Annotated in this window: 15 protein-coding genes; 13 read left to right on the top strand and 2 right to left on the bottom strand. The window is 48.8% G+C overall.

Annotation, left to right across the window (positions count from 1 at the left end; all coding sequences use genetic code 11):
• Positions 1-6: 6 nt before the first annotated feature.
• On the bottom strand, positions 7-1,152 hold the full coding sequence (gene solA / locus JET16_RS01590) for an N-methyl-L-tryptophan oxidase (protein ID WP_199613844.1): 1,146 nt from the start codon (positions 1,150-1,152) through the stop codon (positions 7-9).
• 220 nt (positions 1,153-1,372) lie between these two features.
• On the opposite strand from solA, the gene JET16_RS01585 reads away from it, so the two are divergent.
• Positions 1,373-2,248, top strand: a complete 876-nt coding sequence (locus JET16_RS01585; RefSeq protein WP_199613843.1) for a cell wall hydrolase — start codon at positions 1,373-1,375, stop codon at positions 2,246-2,248.
• 236 nt (positions 2,249-2,484) lie between these two features.
• Here JET16_RS01585 and JET16_RS01580 read toward each other — a convergent pair whose 3' ends face one another.
• On the bottom strand, positions 2,485-2,790 hold the full coding sequence (locus JET16_RS01580) for a hypothetical protein (protein ID WP_199613842.1): 306 nt from the start codon (positions 2,788-2,790) through the stop codon (positions 2,485-2,487).
• Between the two features lie 595 nt (positions 2,791-3,385).
• Between JET16_RS01580 and JET16_RS29915 the strand changes: the two genes are divergently transcribed.
• The 12 genes from JET16_RS29915 (at position 3,386) to JET16_RS01520 (ending at position 15,635) form a co-directional block, all read left to right on the top strand.
• Positions 3,386-3,523: an SCO family protein gene (locus JET16_RS29915; protein WP_199614254.1), complete on the top strand. Its 138-nt coding sequence runs from the start codon at positions 3,386-3,388 to the stop codon at positions 3,521-3,523.
• A 353-nt stretch (positions 3,524-3,876) separates the two neighbouring features.
• Positions 3,877-4,827: a FecCD family ABC transporter permease gene (locus JET16_RS01570; RefSeq protein WP_325176609.1), complete on the top strand. Its 951-nt coding sequence runs from the start codon at positions 3,877-3,879 to the stop codon at positions 4,825-4,827.
• Positions 4,828-4,922: 95 nt separating this feature from the next.
• On the top strand, positions 4,923-6,227 hold the full coding sequence (locus JET16_RS01565; protein ID WP_199613840.1) for an MFS transporter: 1,305 nt from the start codon (positions 4,923-4,925) through the stop codon (positions 6,225-6,227).
• Positions 6,214-6,732 (top strand): ABC transporter ATP-binding protein, encoded by a 519-nt coding sequence (locus JET16_RS01560; protein ID WP_199613839.1) that lies wholly within the window; start codon positions 6,214-6,216, stop codon positions 6,730-6,732. The genes JET16_RS01565 and JET16_RS01560 overlap by 14 nt, the downstream gene beginning before the upstream one ends.
• Before the next feature lie 101 nt (positions 6,733-6,833).
• On the top strand, positions 6,834-8,303 hold the full coding sequence (gene nikA / locus JET16_RS01555) for a nickel ABC transporter substrate-binding protein (protein ID WP_199614253.1): 1,470 nt from the start codon (positions 6,834-6,836) through the stop codon (positions 8,301-8,303).
• The gene (gene nikB / locus JET16_RS01550; protein ID WP_199613838.1) at positions 8,303-9,250 is read left to right on the top strand and encodes a nickel ABC transporter permease; all 948 of its coding nucleotides are present in this window, start codon (positions 8,303-8,305) and stop codon (positions 9,248-9,250) included. The genes nikA and nikB overlap by 1 nt, the downstream gene beginning before the upstream one ends.
• The gene (gene nikC, locus JET16_RS01545) at positions 9,247-10,095 is read left to right on the top strand and encodes a nickel transporter permease (RefSeq protein WP_199613837.1); all 849 of its coding nucleotides are present in this window, start codon (positions 9,247-9,249) and stop codon (positions 10,093-10,095) included. Before nikB ends, nikC begins: the two co-directional genes overlap by 4 nt.
• Positions 10,092-10,907 carry an ABC transporter ATP-binding protein gene (locus JET16_RS01540; protein ID WP_199613836.1) on the top strand — a complete coding sequence of 272 codons (816 nt, stop codon included), beginning with the start codon at positions 10,092-10,094 and terminating at the stop codon, positions 10,905-10,907. Before nikC ends, JET16_RS01540 begins: the two co-directional genes overlap by 4 nt.
• Positions 10,888-11,652 carry an ABC transporter ATP-binding protein gene (locus tag JET16_RS01535; protein WP_199613835.1) on the top strand — a complete coding sequence of 255 codons (765 nt, stop codon included), beginning with the start codon at positions 10,888-10,890 and terminating at the stop codon, positions 11,650-11,652. The genes JET16_RS01540 and JET16_RS01535 overlap by 20 nt, the downstream gene beginning before the upstream one ends.
• Positions 11,653-11,700: 48 nt before the next feature.
• The gene (locus JET16_RS01530) at positions 11,701-13,035 is read left to right on the top strand and encodes an MATE family efflux transporter (protein WP_233530932.1); all 1,335 of its coding nucleotides are present in this window, start codon (positions 11,701-11,703) and stop codon (positions 13,033-13,035) included.
• A gap of 44 nt (positions 13,036-13,079) precedes the next feature.
• Complete coding sequence (locus JET16_RS01525) at positions 13,080-13,937, top strand: MBL fold metallo-hydrolase (protein WP_199613834.1); 858 nt, start codon at positions 13,080-13,082, stop codon at positions 13,935-13,937.
• A gap of 120 nt (positions 13,938-14,057) precedes the next feature.
• Positions 14,058-15,635: a glycoside hydrolase family 43 protein gene (locus JET16_RS01520; protein ID WP_199613833.1), complete on the top strand. Its 1,578-nt coding sequence runs from the start codon at positions 14,058-14,060 to the stop codon at positions 15,633-15,635.
• Positions 15,636-15,761: the final 126 nt, after the last annotated feature.

Here is a 15,761-nt window from a genome sequence, read left to right as displayed (position 1 = left end):
TCCCGTTTACGGAATCGAGAAAAACCGCTTCAATGAAAAGAGTGATACATCGTGTTCTACTTTGCCCGATGTGACTAACTGGCTGGCTGCTTCCCCAACGGCGCTGACGAACTTGAATCCATGACCGGAAAAGCCAGCGGTGATTACCACATGCGGGTATGCGGGGTGTCGGTCGATGATGAAATGCTCGTCCGGCGTCATTGTGTACAAGCAGACTTTCCCCTGCTTTAAAGCGCCCGCTGCTTGCGGCATACAGGCAGTAAGGAAGCTACGGAGGTCGCCTTCATCCTCAGGGAGCGATCCGAATTCCCGATTCATATTATCCGGATTAACCGCTTGACCGCCGTCGTGTCGTCCTACTTTCACGCCACAGCTGTTGAAACTGGGGAATCCGTAGTACGTGGACGTCTTCAAATCAAAGATAAAGGCGGGAAAATGAGCGGCGCCGTATAATTGTTCATTTGCCTCAAACCAGCCTATCGTCTTGCGAGTAGGAGTAAGCGGGAGTGACAGATCAAGCGAAGCCGACAGTTTTCCTGACCACGCTCCTGCAGACAGTATGAGCGAGTCGCCTGAGTAGCGTTTTTCACCGCAGTGAACGACTACTCCGTCAGATTTTACCTCAATGTCGGTAACAGGTGAATTAGGGCGTATGTCTGCGCCGAGGGCTACCGCCCTATTACGATAGGCTCGTATACACTGCTCACTGAACAGAAAGCCAGAAGCGTTTTCAAAGCACCCCAAGAAATCGTCCGGGACGGTGATGCCCGGCCAACGGATTTGGATCACTTCTGCATTTAGCACCTCAAGCGGAAGGGAGAAGGTTGCCGCACTTTCCTTCACTTCCTTCAGAAAAGGGGAGTCCGAGGCGCCGACAGAAAGCACGCCGGTTTGCCGGAATAGGGAAATCTCAGCTTCCTGTTCCAATTCCAGCCAAAGCTGCTGTGCCCGCAGTACAATGGGCACGTATTGCTTACCTTCGCCATATGCGTGCCGAATAATGCGGGTATCTCCGTGATGGCTGCCTACGGTATGGGGAGGATCATTTGCGTCGAGCAGCAATGTTTTTCGTCCCTGTTTTGCCAGGTAGTATCCAGCGGCCATCCCCATGGAACCGGCTCCTGCGATAATTACATCGTAAAGACCGTTCATCTCTTGGTTCTCCTCGATTCTTCCTAAAGATTTGCATTCGCCTTGGCCTTGCAGAGTGATTCCATTATCCCACAGAAGAGTCCCTTTTTGCATATTCATATCGGCACGACGGGTGCGACGACGGATCGATTTCCGAGTTTTCCGTTTCCTCGGGGGAGAACCTATGGTACACTGCTAACGATTGGAACGATCTTCATCATGACCTATCAAGGAGGTAGGAATGAACAAGAAGAGAACGTCTTATCGAATGCGGGCGTTGATTGGCGCCGCGGCGCTGCACTTAATGGTTTCCGCGCCGTTGACGGTCTCGGCCGCCGCCGGGGAAATAATGCTCATAGAACAACCGACGGTGACCATCGACGGGGAACAATCCGCTTGGGACGCTTCTATGCAGTTGTCGGATGGCCGCTTGTACGTTCCGGTCGGCTCGCTGGCCGACCTGTTCGAAGCAACGACGGCATGGGATCAAAAGAATGCAACGCTAACGATACATACCGATGACGGCGACAAAATCGTCATGAGCGACGGCGTTCCCGTTGCCTTCTTCAACGGTCGTCGGTATCGGATGGATGCGGCGCCTTACGTCACCGACGGCAGGACATACGTCCCGCTTCGGTACGCGGCCGGATTCCTGGGGGCGACCGTCGTATGGAACGTGGACGAACGACGCGCCGATCTTGCTATGGCGGAGTCATCCGATGCGCTGGTCGCCTCCGAGTTTCAAGAAGCGAAGCCATATGCAGTGGAGGACTTGTTGCTGCTCGCAAAGCTGGTCCAAGTCGAAGCGGGATATGAATCGTACGAAGGGCAACTGGCTGTCGCCAACGTCATCCTGAATCGAGTGGGAGACGCGCGGTTCCCGGATTCGATCCACGAGGTGATTTACTCGGGCGTTCAATTTCCGCCAGCGCATAACGGGCTCCTGGATAAGAGCGAACCGAACGCGAGCGTGCTGCGCGCGACGAAAGACGCCATGAATGGCAAGAATAACGTGGAGGGCGCCATATATTTTTACAATCCCGACGTGACGGACGGAGCGTTCTGGGAACGGCTGAGCGTGGTCGCGGAAATCGGCAATCATCGTTTCGCGAAATAATGAACGTAAAGTAGCTTTGAAGCGAGGCGTCCCTTAAGGCAAAGGGGGCGTTTCTTTTATTAACGGTCGAAGTTGTTATCTTTTGCTGCCCAGAGGAGTGGGGGAAACTGTTGCCAGCCGCTCACCGGCAGCTTATCCGGGGTGGTATCGCGAAGCTGACACCACCCGCAAAATATAAGCTACAACTTCTTTTGAACATTCCGGCCTATGGGGGTTCGCACTTTCTACTTTTACCTCTAGCTTGAATTGAATCCTTTCGAGGAGAACGGAACATCGTAACCATTTGCAATTGAATAGTCGCCTGAATTTATTTTAACTTTAACTTCCTCGAATAAATCCTTGGTAGACTGAGCATTTTCTTCCAGTTGAGCCTGCGACTGCTCCTTCGAATTAGTCGTTTTCGGTGAAAATAATACCCTATCTGGGTTAATTTCTTCTGGCTTCCGGTACTGAGAAACGGATGAAACGTTCTTGTCCGTTACGTGATTCTCGTTGACTTCCTCTATTTCCTCGATGGAATAATCATTTTTTAATTCATCCAACCACTTAAGCTCGTTGTACTTCGCGCTGACATTCCATGATTGACCGCCATTGCTTATTGATTTTATCCGGAGAGTGGACGCTCGCCGTTTGTTCTTTTTTTTCAGTGTTAAAGGCCTCCTTTGAAAAGTGATTAAATAACAATGTGTTTAAAAAGATACCTCAACCTGTGGTTGGGCATACCAGATACAACAATCTATGGAAAAAAACCTATATGATCCACGGCGGGTACCCAATATGTGGGGAATTTTAGATTCCTGGAGTGTCATTTTCCATTTGTTCACTATGGAGAAAAAATAGTAGAAGCTTACTATATCTGAGGCCATCCTATAACTAAAATTATGGGACGGTCTTTATTTCTATCAACCGTAACAAAATTTAATGGATCGTCCGGATTATTATAGAAGTATCTTTTTTCCGAGTGATTTTGGTTATTTATTTGTTTATGAGGGTGGTCTAATACTATTTAACTTTAATGGCACGGCACGGTGAAGCAAAAAACATCAGTACTACGACTGGCTTACTCGCTCAGGAATAAGCTGCCTCCGACAGCGGCCAGCGCAGCGGTATAAGAGTCCGTGCCGATAATCGCCCGGAATCGCGGCAGAAATTGTATCCTTTAGTGTAGATCCGGAGAGAGATAAGCCGGAAGTGTTAAAAAACTACGTCAGTAAATTCAATGCGGAATTTACTAACTGGCATGTGTTGACTGCGTATTCGGATGAACAAATCTAAGAATTTGCCCGCAATTCCTTAAAAACGCTTGTACTGAAAGATTCGAACTCCGATCAGGTGACTCATGGAACATCTTAATAGTAATTATTACGAATAAAGGACGGCGAAGCAAGGGATCTCTACAATATGTCGCGAAAAATGGAGGAAGCTGCTCAAGTGCTTAAGGGAGAATTGTTATCGGATGCATTCGTCATGCAAAGCTTTGAAGATGATTTGAAGATGATTTGCAGTGAAATAGGAAAAAGTATGGGATCAAGGACGTTGAACTAGTCCGTACTACAGTGGAAAATTACATGACAAGAATGGTTGCTATATTATCTACATTGACCAGATACTTGTAGGATGATACGTTAATAGTAATTATTACGATTTATCCGGGTACGGTGGCTCGTATTGTGCTCCACCATTTGTTTGAAGGCTTCGAAATGAGTTGGAGCGGATCTGAAGACAGCATTGTTTGGCTTGTCAGAACCCCGAGGGTGCTACTGGCCGCTTTCGTTGGAGCTGCGTTGGCGATTTCAGGGGTAGCCTTGCAATCCTTAGTACGCAATGTTCTAGCAGAACCCTACCTGCTTGGTGTCAGTGCAGGCGCCTCGACTGGAGCCGCGCTAACGATTCTCTTCGGAGTTGGAGTGTCCGTTGGAGCAAATGCTTTGACGGGCAGTGCGTTTTTGGGTGCGCTAGGCGCCACTGCAGTGGTCTTTGCGCTTGCATCCAGTGGCGGGAAGATAACATCAATCAAGTTATTACTCGCAGGAGTGGCCATCGGTTATGTGCTCAATGCAGCGACCAGTTTTCTGATTTTTGCCTCGGATACTCCGGAAGGCGCCAGGGCTGTGTTGTTCTGGTTGTTAGGTTCGCTTACTCGGGCGAATTGGTCTTCGGTTGCCGTTGCCGGACCGATGGTATTGATCTCGTTTGTGTTCCTTGTGCTATGGTCAAGGCGGCTTGACGCGCTCAACTTGGGAGATGATACGGCTCACGCGCTTGGGAGCCCGCCGGCACGAGTGCGTTTACAAGTACTGGTGGTCGTCTCTTTATGTGTAGGGGCTGCTGTGGCTGTTTCTGGGGGAATCGGTTTTGTAGGTTTGGTTGTTCCACATGTGGCCCGCCTTTGTGTTGGGGGGATTCATCGCCGACTACTGCCGGTAGCGGCACTTTTGGGAGCTTCATTTTTGATCTGGGCAGATCTTGCCGCTCGTATGATTTTTGCCCCGCGGGAACTCCCTTTGGGCATCATCACTGCCGTGGCTGGCGCCCCGTTCTTATTTTTCCTGGTACGAAAGATGCGGTCGGAAGGCTGATATGATATAGGGGGCAATTTTCGAATAGCGGGTGTACGATGGTCGTTTAAGTTTAAATAGGGCTATTGGCGAACATTGCCCTCGTTTTGAGGTGAATGATGTTTATCATTTTGAGAAATGTGCAGTTCCGGCTAGCATGGCTGAGTTACACGGCTTCTGGAGCAGCTACGTCTATTACGCCAGTTGCACTTACTCTATATCTATTGGATACTCATGGCGGCATTGAGGTGCTCGGACTGGTACTGGGAGCTCGCACAGCAGGTTTTGTGCTGGGAGCGATCCTTGGGGTAGGCATAATCGACGGTTATTCACGACGCAATGTGCTTACCTTATCAAGTGCTATTCGAGGGATGGCTATTCTGGCTTCGATCGTCACCTTTTCATTTTCGGTGCCCTTGCTCTGCGCGACAATCTTGGTCGCCGGGTTAGGGGAGGGCATCTTCAGAGGGGCTTACCAGGCCTTGATTGGCGAGGTTGTAGCGGAGAAGGAAAGGCAACAGGCGAATGCGCTATCCACCCTAAGCAACAGGGTTCTTCTTGTCGGCAGCCCAACATTGGCGGCAATTTTGTATGCTTCAATCGGCGGCTCAGCAACGTTGCTTGCCACCGGTTTGTTATGGCTGGGATCAGCTTGGCTGGCGAAGTTACTGCCAAACAGCAGGCGAGTCGCGACCACCGGTTCTGGGAAAAACCCCTTTTCCGATTTCGGAGGGGTATTGAGTGAGGTTGCCCGGCATCGCTGGTTTATCGCCGGTCTCGGGGCGCTTGTGGTGTGGCTGACGTTAGGCTTCGCTGTACAACAGTTGACTTTGCCGCTGATTAGTCGGGATCTGCTTGGTGTGAATGGCAATACGTTCCTTGGAGTGGCGCTGGGAAGCTATTCGTTGGGCGCGGCGGCCGCAGCGGTGTGGATGGCAAAATGGACGCCTCGCCGTCCAGGTAGGGTTGCGTTCATTGGTTTGAGTTTATATGGATTGGTACCGCTGGCACTCACCATTCCGGCAATATCCCCACAATGGGGGATCATCCTTGTTCTTCTGGCCTATTTTCTGGGAGGAGCCGGGATCGAGGCATTTAACATTCCATGGTTCAGCGCTGTTCAGCGCGAGGTAGCACCGGACAAGCTGGGAAGGGTTTTCTCATTTGACTTTATGGTGTCTTATGCTATTGCTCCGCTCGGCCTTATCCTGCTTCCCTACGCATTAACAGCAGCGGGGCAAACTCCCGTGCTGCTCATTTGTGGACTGATGACTGTGGGTGTGTCACTTATTGTGCTTGTAGTCCCGGGCGCGCTTGAGCTTGCAGATCCGTTAGTCAAAAGGGGCCATGATCAATACAATTCGGCTATAAACAGAAAGGGACAAAAACCTGGAGGAGGGGAAACAGTTGATTCGTGCTGAGAAGGTGTCGTTTGCTTACGATGGGGAGCCCGTACTTGCTTCTGTGGGTCTTGAAGCACATTTGGGTAAGGTTGTCGGTCTTATCGGTCCAAATGGAAGTGGAAAGTCTACCTTTTTACGTATACTTTATTCTGCGCTTCCTCCACGCGAAGGGACGGTACTTATTGATGATGCAGGGGTGACTTCATTATCCAGTCGTGAGTTACCCCGGCGAATCGCCGTAGTGGCTCAGGAAGCCGCGCCGAATTTGCCGATTTCAGTAGCTGAAATGGTGCTCTTGGGCAGATCGCCACACCGTTCGTCGTTGCAGGCCTACACAGTGGAAGACCATCAGATTGCGGCTGGCGCCCTGCGCCGAGTAGGCATGAGGGAACTTGCAGACCGCAGTTTTAGCACTTTGTCGGGGGGCGAGAAGCAGCGCGTATTGATTGCTCGTGCGCTCGCTCAGCGTGCGGATCATTTATTGCTTGATGAACCTTGTCTAATCGTAATTATTACGATATGATGTAAATCGTTATCATTACGAAAAGAGGGATAGTTTTGAAAATAAGCAACAAGAGATACTGCTATTTATTGGTATTGGCATTGGTGTGTGTCAGCTTGTTAATGGCCTGTACGCAATCTCCAGCTGATAGAGGGGATATTAAGCACATTCATTTTCTGTATAATTTTTCTACTAAGTCCCTTGATCCGCACGTAGATTCAAGCTATGTACCGTTAAGAGCAGGAATAACAGAAACTCTAGTCCGATTAGATGAAGAGAATCTAACCGTTTCACCTTGGCTGGCGGAAAGCTGGGAAGGTGAGGATGGACAGCATTGGACGATAAAACTCCGTGAAGATGTCACATTCCAAAATGGTAAGAAAATGGATGCAGAAGCCGTAAAAGCCTCCCTTGAACGAGCGCTTAGAGAGAGTGTCGCTATTCAGAATGCATTGAAAATCGATACGATCGAAGCGGATAAATATACATTGAATATCTCAACAAAAGAACCATTTCCTGAGTTTGTTTCAGAACTTGTTAATCCCAATGTTTCAATCATTGACGTAACAGAACAGGATGTTGTCAATAAACCTATAGGTACGGGGCCTTTTGCGCTGAAGTCATTCACACCTGGGAGCAAACTCGAGCTTGAACGTTATGCCGATTATTGGGATGGGGCTTCAAACCTCGATTCAGTCACATTTTCTTTTAACGAGGATGCAAATGCCCGTTCGCTTGCATTGAAATCCGGACAAGTAGATATTGTTTATCGTCCGGAAGTGGAAAGTTTGGAAATGTTAAGAGAAACAGACGGCATGAAAGTTGAATCTACTGCAACTTTCCGTGTACATCAACTGACCATGAATATACAACGCAAAAGTTTGCAGGATGTCAATGTAAGACGTGCTGTGGATGCCTTGATTGACCGCCAGAAAATTGTTGATACAATCCTGCTTGGGTATGGGGAAGCTGCTGCAGGTCCATTCCTTCCATCACTGCCGTTCGCCCCATCTTACGAAGAGCGTGCTTCGGGAAAGGATGCAGCTGTCAACTACCTGGAGGCAGCCGGCTATACTCTTAAAGACGGAAAAATGCAAAAGGACGACGAACCTCTTCAGTTTACTCTGCTGACATATTCAGCAAGAGCAGACTTGCCATTGATTGCCCAGGTCTTTCAATCTGACGCCAAACAGATGGGTATCGATGTCAAGATTCGGCAAATCGATATCCCCGAAGAATACATGGCATCAAATCGCGACTGGGATCTGGCTACTTATAGTAATTTGACTGCTCCGCGAGGGGATGCCGGATATTATTTAAACGCAACGTATCATCCGACCGGCGCACTTAACTTTAGTGGTGCTAATGACCCCGAGTTGACTTCAATCATTGATAAACTCAATCAAACCGTAGGTCAAGAAAATCGAGCTTTACTCGCTGAGCAAGCAGCCGATTATGTTCATGAGAATGTGATTAATTCATTTGTTTTGCATCCTTCCACGATCGTTGCTTATAACGATAAAAAAGTGAAAAATTGGGTGACAACGCGGAGCGAATATTACATGATTACAAATCGGTTGGACGTGAAATAATGTTTCGAATCGTTGTACGGAAATTCCTTGAAGTCCTGCTTTTTATGTTATTTATTACGTTTATCAGTTTTTTATTTGTCCGGCTTGCTCCCGGCGACCCTGTTCTGACCATTTTAAACGTTGATGAACTATCGGTTAGTCGGGAGCAAGTAGAGGCATTAAGAGAAGAGATGGGATTTAATAAGCCATTGCTTGTCCAATATGGGCAATGGCTTCTTCGTTTCATCCAACTTGATTTCGGTCGCTCTTATGTTACCGGCCAACCTGTGATGGATATGATTTTAATGGGACTTCCTGCTACCCTTGAATTATCAGCCGGCGCGGTGATTGTTATGCTGGCGATATCCATCCCGTTGGGATCGTTATCCGCCCTCTATCGAGATAGTTGGGTTGATCGCATGAGCAGAACACTCTCAATTATTGGTGCAGCCATGCCGAGCTTTTGGCTTGGCCTTATTTTCATCGAAATTTTTGGGGTACGGTTTAATTGGTTTCCTACAATGGGGAGAGACGGTTTTGTTTCCTTGATCCTGCCGTCTATTACTCTTGGGCTGGCCATTTCAAGCGTATATGTTCGATTGCTTCGATCCAGTTTGCTTGATGCGCTTAGTCAGGAATTTATTCGTGCAGCGAGAGCCCGCGGGTTGTCAGAACAAAGAATATTTTTCGCTCATGCATTTCGTCATAGCCTGCCTCCAGTTATTACTGTATTTGGTGTCAGCCTGGGAAGCTTAATCGGTGGAGTTGTGGTGATTGAAGTTTTATTTGCCTACCCTGGAATTGGAAAGCTTGTGGTCGATGCGATACGTCAACGTGATTTTCCGCTGATACAGGGGTATATTTTGATAATGGCCGTCATTGTTTTCATTGTAAATTCATGTGTGGATTTGACTTACCGGTATATAAATCCCGAGATGAAGCTGAAAGAAAGGGAGGCCGGCGGATGAAAGGCTTATCTATACATTTGTCAAAGAAGAATAAGCACAGTGTGCAAGCTGCACTTGTGCTCCTGTTCGTTGTCATTGTCAGTGCGGTCTCCGTATACACTTTTTTTTATTTACGGCATGATCCTACATTAACAAATCTCGACGGCCGCCTCCAGGGATGGAGCGTTCAGCATCCCCTTGGAACAGACCATCTAGGTCGGGATGTACTGACCAGACTGTTACTAGGCGGTCAACAGACGATAGGTTACAGCTTATTGGCATTATTACTCGCTCTCATCATCGGCATTCCTGTTGGGCTCATTGCCGGATATAAACGCGGATTGGTTGATAAGGTGTTTATGCGAATTGCAGACGGTTTTTTAGCTTTTCCAGACACTATTGCAGCGATTATCATAAGCGGCTTACTTGGACCGGGCATCGGCAACTTGGTGCTTGCGATCGTCTTTGTTAAATGGGTTAATTATGCGCGTCTTGTTCGGAGTACTGTTCTGTCAGAAGCCCAAAAAGACTATGTACTGATTGCCCGTACGAATGGACTGTCTTCCGGCAAAATCATGAGCAAGCACTTATTTCCTCATATTGCGGGACATGTTCTTGTTCTGGCAAGTCTTGATCTTGGAAAAATTATTTTGCTCATTTCCGCATATTCGTACATTGGACTAGGCGCTCAACCTCCAGTCCCCGAGTGGGGAGCAATGCTCAACGACTCGCGCCCTTTTTTCCAATCAATGCCTGAATTAATGGTGTATCCTGGCGCGGCGATTGTAATAGCGGTGTTATTTGCGAATATGCTGGGCGATGTTCTGCGTGATCATTTTGATGTCAAGAAAGAGGCGGGACAATGAACCTATCGATTGAGCAGCTATCCATTAGCAGCAGAAAGAAGACAATCGTCGATCATGTCTCATTCTCCATTCATCAAGGGGAGTGGTTAGCTCTAGTCGGGCAAAGCGGAAGCGGAAAAACTTTGCTCTCCCAGGCAATTGGACGCTTGCTTCCCCCCAATTTGCAGGTTGAGGGGAAGATTTTTTTTAACGAGGAAAATATTCTGTCAATGTCAAAAAAACAGATGCGGGCCATTCGGGGTCAAAAGCTTTCTTATATTTTTCAAGATTATCAGGGCTCTTTCACGCCGTTTCGAACCATCGGTCAACACCTTGAAGAATATCAGAAAGCACACGGCATCGTCTCTGCAAAAACTCGGCAGATCAATTCAATTCAAGCGCTCACTTCAGTTGGGCTGGAAGAAGCTTTATGTAATCAATATCCGTTTCAGCTAAGCGGGGGACAACTTCAGCGTGTTTCAATTGCAATGGCGCTTTTGCTGTCGCCGGACTTGGTGATTGCAGATGAAATAACAACCGCGCTTGACAGTGTGTCAGGGCACAGGATTTTAGAATTGCTGGCAAAACTGCAAAAAGAAACAGGGTGTTCGATCCTATTTATTACGCATGATTGGCGCCATGTCAGACGCTATGCGGACCGTCTCGCTGTCATGAAGGAAGGGAAGATTGTTGAGTCCGGAGGAAAGCATCGGATACTTGACCATCCCCAGCATGAGTATACCAAACAGTTGATTCAAGCTGCACCTACACTGGGGCATTCTCTTCCATCCGGTCTAAGGGAGGAGGAAGAAGATGAGCCTGCTTACGGTTAAACACCTGACAAAGTCTTATAAAGCGGGAAAATTAGCTGTGAACAACCTTTCCTTTGAGCTGGAAAAGGGTGAATGTCTTGGACTTGTCGGGGAAAGCGGCTGCGGAAAAAGCACACTGGCACGGTGTCTGTTGCGGATTGAACTGATTGACAGCGGAACGATCCTTATAAATAATCAAGCGATTGAACAACTTAATGAGAAGCAGTTGCATCCTTACCGGAGAAAGATTCAAATCGTGTTTCAAAATCCGTCCGCGGCTCTAAATCCAAAGTTAAAAATAAAAGATTCTCTTATTGACGCATATTCCCAGTATAAGAATGATCTAAAGCTTGTTTACTTTTCTTATACCTCTAAGGACGCCTACGTAAAGCAGCTGCTTGAAGCCGTTGAGCTGCCGTCGGAGTTGGCAAATCGATATCCTCATGAGTTAAGCGGAGGACAACGGCAACGTGTGAACATTGCACGCGCTGTCAGTATTGAACCTGAGCTCATTGTGCTGGATGAGCCTACCGCAAGTCTGGATGTTATTTCACAGGGAGCTGTTCTGAATTTATTAACGGAACTTCGGGAATGTTTACATCTTTCATATTTGTTTATTTCACATGACCTTGCCGCCGTCAATCAAATGAGCCAACGGATCATGGTTATGAAAGAGGGAAAGCTTATCGATCAATTCAGCCGCAATCAATTATTCGCGGAGGAGCGCCATCCTTATACAAAAGAGCTCATTTCATTTTTTAGATAGTGTGCCGCTGCGTTATCTAAGTAACATACACCGAGAGGAACCGGATTTATGAGATTACAAATGTCATTGCTCCAGAAACAATCGCCGCTATATACGCACAAGTCGTATTTGCTGTTGTCACTTCCGCTTGTACTATCCGCATTATCGACGCCTCTGTTGGGGGCTGTCGACACTGCGATCGTCGGACAACTTGGCGATCCTGTATATATCGGATCCGTCGCCGTAGGTTCCTTGATTTTTAATTACCTGTATTGGCTGCTTGGATTTCTTCGAGTGAGCACTTCCGGATTTACCGCGCAAGCGGACGGGGCGGGAGACTCCAATGGATTGGTTATGGCGTTCTCCCGGCCTTTCTTTTTAGGACTCGGTTTCGGTTTCGTATTCATAGCATTTCAAGATCCCATCTTGCGAGCGGCTCTCTATTTCATTGGGCCGTCCCAAAGTGTCGCGGCTCTGGTCGAACAATATTATTCCATTCGGATCTGGGGCGCCCCGCTTTTGCTTGCAAATTACGCGGTATACGGGTGGTTAATCGGACGCTCTAAAGTTAAAATGGCATTATGGATGCAGCTTCTATTGAACGGTTTAAATATCGGGTTGAATTTCTTTTTCGTACTCGGTCTAGGCATGAAAGTGCAAGGCGTAGCGTGGGCGACGCTCATTTCCGAAGCGTTCGTTTTTTTGGCAGGCGCTCTATTTGTGTGGTCGAAAGTAAACCGATTGAGTAAAGATTGGCGTACTTTCTTCCATGCGGAGTCGTTCGTTCACATGCTGAAGGTCAACCGGGATTTGTTTATAAGGACCTTCTGTCTTCTTTCCGTATTCGGGTTGTTTACTGCGGCGGGAGCCGGGAGAGGGGACGCCGTTCTGGCCGCCAACGCGATTCTTATGCAAATCGCCTTGATTGTCTCCTACATTTTTGACGGGTTCGCGAATGCCGGCAGCATCTGGTCGGGGAGGGCTTACGGAGAGAAAAATGGCGCGCTGCTTCGGCATACGATCAAGTTGGGAATGTTTTGGTCCTTCGTCTCAGCTCTTGTGTTATCTGTAGGTTTAGCGGGGGTTGGCGGCCATTTGATCTCGCTGTTCACGGCTTCTGAGGAGGTACAAGCGCTTGCCGTTCGGTATTCGGTCTGGCTGTTTGTTTTTCCGATCGTCGTTTTCGGCGGGTTACTGCTGAACGGTATATTTAACGGGGCTACGGAATCGGTACCGATTCGCAATTCCATGATCATTTCAATGATCGTGTTTGTCGCAGTCCTTTACGGTACCCGGGATTGGATCGGCAATGATGGGCTATGGCTTGCTTTTATCGTCTTCAGTTTGGTTCGCTCGTTAATGCTTTGGATGTATGTAAGCAGATTAAAGAGGAAGCTTGATTAAAGTAAGTCGGATTATAGGTTGATTCAAACGAGGGAGGAAATACTATGTCTATACTGCCCAACCCACAAGCGATAATGGACCGGATTGACGCGGTGGTTTTGCCGGAGGAGTGCGTTGCAGTATGGTTTGTCGGACAAGAGAGTATCATTCTGAAGGGGAAGGATACGATTATATACATTGATCCTTGGGTATCCGATTTGTTGGAACGAAGGGGCGCCAAACGCGCTTTTCAGCCGCCGTTTTCTCCCGAAGACATCAGACGGGCGGATGTATGCCTGATTACTCACGAGCATGGCGACCATCTCGATGAGGGTACGATCTCAGTGATGGCACGCAACTGTCCGGGCACTCAATATGTTTCTCCGGTCTTTTGCCGTGATAAGATGCTTCGATGCGGAGTGCAAGAGAATCTCTTGACTAATGCGGTGACTGGCGAATGGCTAGCGTTCGGAGATGCCCGAATCCTTCCCATTCCAGCAGCTCACGAGAGCCTGGAGACCGACGAACATGGTATGCACCGATACGTCGGTTATTTGATTGTAATGAACGGAGTCACCATTTATCATGCCGGCGATACGGTAGTTTACCCTGGTCTTGTGGAAACTCTGAAAAACCATAACATTGATCTCGGCTTGCTTCCGATCAACGGTGGTGATTTCTTTCGACGTGAACGGGGGATCGTTGGGAATATGGATTACCGCGAAGCGGCAGAGGTGGCCGTCGCAGCCGGAATAGAAACTATCATCCCTCTTCACTATGACGGATTTAGCGCCAATGGGGAGAAGCCCGGTCATTTTGTCCAGTATCTATTTGAAAATCACCCCTATCAAAAAGTTCACGTAATGGCTCAGGCGGAACGTTTTATATACATATCGCCCCGAGCGTTTGTATCGAATCAATAATATTTACGACACCGTCGCGAAACGTGTCATAAAAATGGAGGACGGTTCGAAAAAATGGGAGATAGGCAAGAGACGGATTAACAGATAGAGTAAAATCATTCGAATTCAGGGGGGATTAGAATGATTACGATCATAAACCCGATCTTGCGTGGATTTAACCCGGATCCGTCTATTCTCAGAGTGGGGGATGACTATTATATTGCGACCTCAACCTTCGAATGGTTCCCCGGCGTGCAGATTCACCACTCTAGAGACTTGGTCCATTGGAGGCTGCTCACCCACGCCTTAACGAGACCGTCCCAGCTGAACATGGAGGGCAACATCGATTCCGGAGGCGTCTGGGCCCCATGCTTGAGTTATCATGACGGTGTGTTCTACCTGATCTACACCGACGTGAAAAGCAGAATAGGCGCCTTCAAGGACACCCATAACTATCTCGTGACCGCGACGGATATCCTTGGGCCTTGGTCGGAGCCGATTTACTTGAACAGCAGCGGGTTCGATCCTTCTTTATTTCACGACGACGATGGGCGCAAGTGGCTTGTCAACATGCTGTGGGATCACCGCAAGGGCCGTAACCGTTTCGCCGGAATCGTTCTTCAGGAATATTCGGCGGAGGAAGCGAAGCTGGTCGGACCGGTCCGGCATATCTTTAAGGGGACCGACTTGAAGCTTACAGAGGGGCCGCATCTGTATAAGCGGGACGGCTATTACTATTTGATGACCGCCGAAGGAGGGACCGAGTACAACCATGCGGTTACCATGGCGCGCTCCAGACGGATCGACGGCCCCTACGAAGTGGACCCGCGAAATCCGGTGTTGACCTCGGCGGGACGACCGGATTTGCCTTTGCAGAAAGCGGGACACGGCAGCCTGGTGGAGACGCAAACGGGCGAATGGTATATGGTTCACTTATGCGGCCGACCTGTAAGGGACAAACTGTGCAATATGGGCAGAGAGACTGCGATACAGCGATGCTATTGGACGGAGGAGAAGTGGCTAAGGATAGATGGAGGAGGTCATGAGCCGTTGGTTGTCGTTCAAGCCCCGCAACTGGCCCCGCATCCATTCCCGCCCTCGCCCGCGAGGGATGATTTCAACCGAGACACGCTTGGCGTCGACTGGAGTACTCTTCGAGTTCCGGCAGACGAAGCTTGGTTGTCTCTGCGGGAACGACCGGGCTTCTTGCGGTTGAAAGGCAGGGAGTCGCTCATTTCCCGTCATCGACAAAGCTTAGTGGCGCGCAGGCAGCAGGCATTCAACTGCACGGCCGAGACATGCGTCGAATTCGAGCCGGAGCAATACCAACAGATGGCTGGACTGATTCTATATTACGACACGAAGGATTATATCTACCTCCGAATCACGCGCGACGAAGAGGCCGGTAAGTGTCTTGGAATCATACGAAGCGTCGGAGGTCGGTATGACGAACCGATGGATTGCGACCTCCCTATCGAAGGCGTCACGCGCTGCGGTCTCCGGGCGGTCATCGAGCGGGAGTTCGTACAGTTCTGGTGCTCTCTGGACGGTTCGGATTGGAGCCCCGTCGGCGACAAGATGGATGTGGCGCACCTATCCGACGAGTCCCCTGATTACATCCGGTTTACGGGAACCTTCATCGGACTTTGCGTGCAAGACTTAAGCGGCGCACGGAAGCATGCCGATTTCGATTATTTTGAATATACGGAGCAAGCGTGATCGGATGGCAGCGGTCGGCAGCCCGGTCGACCTGTATACAGGCGCCGGGCTGTTTGCGTTTTTTTCGATAGCTAGCTCTTTTTTTGGATATCATGAAATGAATTTACAGTACTCGTGCGGTGGCGT

The organism is Paenibacillus alkalitolerans (genome assembly GCF_016482785.1).
Lineage (GTDB): Bacteria > Bacillota > Bacilli > Paenibacillales > YIM-B00363 > Paenibacillus_AE > Paenibacillus_AE alkalitolerans.
This window is presented reverse-complemented; position numbering and strand designations above follow the sequence as displayed.